A 6,541-nucleotide genomic window follows, 5' to 3' on the forward strand; every position below is an offset into this window, starting at 1 on the left:
GACAGTAGCCCGCAGGCGATTAACTGGATAAAAGAGGAGCAGCCCGCCGTATTACACCCGTGCCTCCAAATGGAGCTGACCATGACCTCTTTCCGCCGATTCCTGTTTATTCCCCGCGAGGAACTTGCCTCTTTCGTATCGCCGCTGCAGTTGTGGCCACTCTTTATCGCCGGCATGGTCCGTCCTGTGGTGGACGCCGATGGCGGCGTCAACATTGCCGTCGTCGAAGAAAATGGTGCGGGGATGTTCTGCGTGATCGATCCGTACCCGGGCATGGCGGTCAATGATGAGCTAAAGGTGTTCTGGAATGACACGTTGCTCCAGACGCTGAAAGTAAAACCTGCAGAAGTTGACCAACGGTTGTTCTTTTTCCTGCCGACAACCGACGTAGTGCCTGGCACGGCGGAGTGCTACTACCAATTGACCCGTGCAGGTGAAACCGTACCCGACGACCCGTCGGCCAAATTGAAACTGCTTGTCAAACTGGACAAGCCCGCTGGCCCCGACAAGGAACCCCACAAGCCCTGGCATTCGGCGCTTGAGATGGTCGGGTTGCCGCAAGATGTGATCGACAACGGTGTCACCAAAGAGTGGGCGGCCAAGGGTGTGCCGATGACCATCAAGGCGTATCCGGGCATCGCCCTGCGCGATGTTATTCAGGTGCGTTGGGGCAGCGTGTTTCTTCTGCCGCACGAGTTGTCCCAGGCAGAAGTGGATGGCGCCGTCGACATTGTGGTCACCGCCCTGCCCGCCGATATCTTGACCGCCGGCGACGCCGACAAGATGCAAATACATTACGAAGTGCACGATGAGCTGTGGAACTACAGTGAAAAATGGTCAAAAGAAACCACCCTGTTAGTTGAAGCTGGCGCCGCGCGCCTGGATGCCGCCATTTTCAAGGACGCTGACAACGGGCAAATTCATCTCAAGGACCTCGACCACCAAGCCGCTACCCTGCAAATCCTGGTCAAGAGTGGCGACGCGTTCGCCCCCGGCGACACCCTCAAGATCAGGGTCATTGGCACGCCGCTTCCAGGAAGCGCCCCACGGACCTTTACCGCAGAGGCCACGGTTGGCAACCCTCCTTACATTTTCGAAACATCCATTGCGTTCGAGTTCGTCAGCCTTTTTGCCATGGGCACCCTCGACGCCGCTTATGAGTTGCATAAAAAAGACGGCAGCGAGCCCCTCTTCTCAAAACGCGCCTTCGTCGATGTGATCGGCGATCCTGCGCAACTGCCGGCGCCGACGATCAATGAAGTGATCGGGGCGGTCCTGCCCGTCGATGCCATGATGGCGACCGTGGTGATCCGTTACCCGACCATTGCTAACGGCGACTTCATCAATCTGATCTGGGAGGGCACAAAATCAGACGCATCGCCGTATGTGCATGAAGAGGAACATGCAGTCAGCGACGACGAACAGAAAGCGGGCAGCGTTACGGTTTATGTGTGGGGCGAGCATATCCGGGCGTTGAACAACGGCAGCCTCAAGCTGTATTACCGAGTGTCCAATGACGCCACAGGCCAGCACGGTGTCAGCGAGTCGGACTATCTCAGGGTCGAGGTGGGGTCGCTGAAGGCCACGCTGCCGGCGCCGGAAGTCGAGGAAGCCAAGGACGGGGTGATCGACCCGTCTCAGGTTTACACCCAGGCTCATGTGCTCATCAAACCGGTCAGTTGGGTCAAGGACGATATCCTGACCTATCACTGGATTGGTGTTACAGGCTTCGGCACAACTAGAGGCAGCGTACCGATTACGAGCTTTTCTGCCGACAAACCGGTGCGCTTCCGGGTAGATGCAAGATTCGTCTCCGCCAATATCGGCTACAACGTTACCGTCATCTATACCCTCCTGCATGCTGCAACCGGTAAGTACAGCTACTCGGCGCCGTTGGAGGTAATGGTCGGAGAACCGCTGGGGCGGTTGCTGCCTCCCACGGTTGTACAAGCGTCCAGCGGCACGTTGAATCCGATGGATGCGCTGGGGGGTGTTGATATCGAGTGCAGTTACGCGTCTATGGATGCAACGCTCGACATACTCGGATTGAAATGGCGGGGAACGCCCGGGGCCGGCTCCTCGGAAGATCTCGAAAAGCCTGCCGAGACCTCCGGCACCGTCACGTTTCACCTGCCCGCATCCGTGGTCGGCGCCAATATTCGTCGTGAGGTCTCGGTCAGCTATGCAGTGCGACGCTATAACTTGTGGACCCTGTCCGAAGCACTGTCGCTGAACATACTGAGCTTTCAGGACCCTGAAAAAGAGCTGCCAAGACCTGAAGTTCCGCAAGCGAAAAATGACGTACTGGATCTGATGGAGTTTACGGGCGACGCCAGGGTCCTGGTGAAGGCCTGGCCGTTTATCGCAGCCAGGCAGCTCGTCTGGCTTAGCGTCGAGGGCCGTACCAGCGCCGGCGTCTACATCATCGATTTGCTCGAGGGCCATGAGGTCCGCGACCCGCAAGTCACCCAAGGCCTGAATGAAACGCTGCTCAGAACGGAGTTGTTGAAACTGGTCCATGGTTCGGACGCCACCGTGAGGTGCAAGGTGGTCTTCGAGGACGGCGGGGATGAGGCAACTGCAATCGACTTCCCGAGCCTGCCACTGACTGTCCGCACGCGCTATGACTACGTGACCCCCATTATCACCAGCGTGAAAAACCCACAACTGGACGACATTCCCGAAGCAGGCCTGACCTACGACAAGCGCGTGACGATCCACGGCACCGCTACACGGGGTGAAAAAGTCGAGGTGCAGATTAACGGCGAATCTAAAGGCACGCCGATTGTCGATTCCGCCAGTAAATGGGAACTGTCCGTGGAACTGGTCGCAGGCTTGCAACGCGTCATAGCCATTGCCCAATACGACGCCGATGAAAAAAACAGCAAGCCCAGGACATTCACCCTCGGCGTTGCCACCGAACCGAAAATTACTGCGCTCAACGACTCCAAAGGCCCGGTCGCCCATAACGGGACGACCTTCGACACTGAAGTCACGGTGACCGTCAACGCGGACCCGAACCAACGCGTCCAGCTTTACGATGGCGCCTCTGCCATCGGCAATCCCATTACCCTCGATGGCAACGGCAACGGAACCACCAAGCTGGCCAGCCTTGGCCAGAAGACGTACGCCATTAAAGCCAGAGCGCTTTACGGTGAACAGCTGGAGTCTCCAGCGCATGTCTTTACGGCCAAGCTGCACCTGACAGTGACGCTGACGTCGGTCAGGCATTCAGGCGGAGAGCTGATCAACGGCGGCAAAACCACCGACGCCACTGTCAGCCTGACGGGTGCGGTGACGCCTTCGTATGATGTGCAGATCTATGACAACAATGGCCCCAAACATACCGTGCAGGGCGGAACAAACGGCTCCTGGGCCACCACGTTGGCCGTTGCCATTGGCGCACACGCGGTATACGCCAAGGCGCTGGCCACCGGACAGAACTCTACGACGCGAAGCTTCACCAGAGAGGCTCCATTGCCGCCTCTGAATTTCAATACCAACCCAGTCACATTGGGTGCCAAGACGTACATCATTCCGGGCGCGGGGGTGCTGCCAGCGTTCGGTCCGGGCAACTCGGTGCAGTACGTGGCCTCCGGTGGCCGGCCGGGTTACACCTATACCTCCAGCAACACCGCCGTCGCCGCTGTCGACGGGGCAGGTCTTGTCACTGTCCGTGGCCGGGGGGCAGCCACTATCACCGCCAGAGATGCGGCTAACCAGTCCAAGAGTTACACCGTGACAGTGACGAACGTGGTCCATTGCTTCGGCCTTGGAAACCAGAACTGGGACCAGGCGAACGCTGCCGCTGGCGCCAATGGCGTGCGCATTCCAAGCATGGGTGAGCTCTACGAGATTTATGCGGCCTACGGCGCCCGCTGGCCCATGGGTGATCACCATTACTGGTCAACCGACGCCAGCAACGCTTTTTGGCCGTTTGCAGGCAGAAAAGTCCTGTATCTGGTCAGGGGCGGTGAAGGCGCTTTGCCTACAAAAGGTAATTGGTCGAATGTGGTGGGTATTCGGTAATTCTCAGGTTGGCATCAATGCCCAACCTGATGATCGAAACCTTCGGCACAGACTTCTGATCAACTGAGAGCCCCGTCCGCTCCAATGGACAGCGCGGATGGGGATCCTTGAGCGTGGACGTCTAACACACAGTCGGCCTCGAACTACCGCCCATCGGAAACCACCCCCAACCTGTTATTTCTGACAGTAGCCAACCCTCCCGCCCCAAGCCTTAAATCACTCCATCGCGGTCCACCGCCCGGAGTGCCCCCCCATGCTCATCCAGCCGCTGAAAAACCTCAGCCCGCTCGCCTTGCTCGAACCGGAAATCCCCGGCGCCATCGAGCTAACGTCTGGCAAGTGGGGGATTAACCTCGCCGCCGCGCAGCTCAACTTTCCTGACAAGGGTCTGAAAGTGCAGATTCCCGTCTGGTCGAACAAGAGCCTGGGCGACAAGGTCGAGTTGCTGATCACCAACAACGTGGTCGATCAAACCACCATCACCGACCCCGCCGAACTGACTGAACGCGCCACCCTGTTCGTTGCCCCGTTTCGCCTGCAAACCGGACCATCGACGCTGGCCTATCGGGTGACGCGGCTGAATCAGGCGCCCGAACTCCTCACTCCGCCGCTTGAGCTTGACGCCAAACTCGACATACCCGGTGGCCAGGATACGGACCCGGATTATGGGCATTCCAATCTGTCGATGGCCTTCGAGCCGGCGGAGATCGTCCAGGATGGCGTCGACAAGGACAGCGCCAAAAACGGCGTGGACCTCCTCATCCAGGGCCAGCCCGGCAGCGGCAAGCCCTACGAAAACATCGCCGTGGGCGATGTGATCACCGCGAGCTGGGGCGGCCAACTGGTGCTCTCCGCGCCGGTCACCCAGGCGCAGATCGGCAACCCCGTCGCTAACCCGATCAAGGTGCACATCGACGAACAAACGATTCTGGCGGCCGGGGACTCCGGTATCGAAGGCCTGGCCGTGACCTTCATGATTCGCGACCGGGTCCTCAACCAGTCCGAGGACTGGTGCAAGGAAACCCGCATCGTCATCGACACCGGTAATTCGCGACTCGATGCTCCGATTCTTCAGCAAGCCGACGGCAACGTGCTCGACCTCGACACCCTCGGCGATGAACCGCTGCACTTGCAGGTCTGGGCGGCATCGGCCGAGTTCCAGCAAAACGATGTCATCGTCATGAGCCTCAAGGGCACCACGCTTGACGGTGAAACCATCGACGTCAAGGTTCGCCAGGCCATCGAGAAAAAACCACCCGTGGTGGTCGAGGTGTTCCTGTCCAACGCGGCCGGCCGTGCATTGGCAAAAACCCAGGGCATGTTTTCCTACGAACTGGAGCGCGGCGGCGTTCTCATTCAGCGCTCCAAAGGTCGCTTCATCAACATCATCGGTGAACCCAAACGCCTGGCGGCGCCGATTGCCGAGGACGAACAGAGCGGCGCCCTTGACCCCGACTTGCCGAACACGCGCATTCGCATTCCGTATGACCCGCTGATCACCGCCGACAATGCGATCGAACTCAAATGGTTCGGCACCCGGCCTGATAACACCACTTACGACCCGGAACTGGACTGGTTCTTTCCCAGCGCCGAGGAAGCCAACGATCCCGAGGGTTTCATCGTCACCGTTGAGGGCAAACACCTCAAAACCCTCGAAGGCGGCACGCTGGAATTGTGGTACACGCTGCTCAGTGACGAAGACGGCACGATCATCAGACGCGAATCGCTGCATGCCACGCGGTTGAACGTCGGCGAAGCGCAGTTCGAACTGGTCAAACCCATCGTTCTCGGTGAACAGAATGGCGTGCTGGAACCCAAGGATTTGCCCGGTGGCGTCAGCAAGGTCACCTGCCCCAGCCCGGTCACCAACCCGACCAAGGCCAAGGATGTCGTGACCTGGCAACTGCGCGATGAGAAAGGCGCCTTGCTCGCCGAAGACTCAAAAACACTCAATTCACTGAGCGCCGGCAAGGCGGTGGACTTCCCGCTTGATGCCGCGTTTGTGCAGCAATACTTCGAAGCGCGTCGCGGGGAAAAACTGAGCGTCAGCTACCGGATCTTGCGTTTTGAGACGAACACCACCAGTTATTCGAATCCGTTGGAATTTGTGGTGGGGGCGGTGTTGGAACTGAAGCCGCCGAGTGTCAAGGAAGCTGAGCCCGACGGTAAAACCCTGAACCCGATCAAGTCCAAGGACACCTTGACGGTGGTGGTGCCGCACTACACCGGCATGCTCGCCACGGACCAAATCAGCGTGACCTGGACCGGTGCAACGGGCACCCCGGCCGGTGGTTCACACACCACGGCGCCGGTGACGGTGGGCACGGTGGGTATCAAGGAAATCCCGCTGCCGAACTCGGTGGTGGCGTTTAACCTGGGCAAAGCAGTGACGGTGATTTACACCGTCATACTGGGCGGCACGCGGATTCCATCGGAGCCGCTGACATTAAACGTGCAGGTCATCCGCGATCAGGATGCCAACATGACGATCCCGACTATCGATGGTGCGCCG

At 59.0% G+C, this 6,541-nt stretch carries 1 protein-coding gene and 1 pseudogene; both read left to right on the forward strand.

Annotated features, from left to right (window positions below; genetic code table 11):
* The first annotated feature begins 81 nt into the window (after nt 1–81).
* A complete protein-coding gene (locus ACQKP4_RS21240) occupies nt 82–4,029 on the forward strand; it encodes an Ig-like domain-containing protein (RefSeq protein WP_427635577.1) in 3,948 nt (1,315 codons plus the stop codon).
* Nucleotides 4,030–4,282: 253 nt separating this feature from the next.
* Nucleotides 4,283–6,541: pseudogene (locus ACQKP4_RS21245) on the forward strand (hypothetical protein); the annotation flags it as partial.

This window comes from Pseudomonas sp. NPDC086278, assembly GCF_050280905.1.
Classification (GTDB): domain Bacteria; phylum Pseudomonadota; class Gammaproteobacteria; order Pseudomonadales; family Pseudomonadaceae; genus Aquipseudomonas.

Coding starts and splice junctions, on each gene's coding strand:
- ACQKP4_RS21240 (WP_427635577.1), top strand. CDS start 82: ATGACCTCTTTCCGCCGATTCCTGTTTATTCCCCGCGAGGAACTTGCC.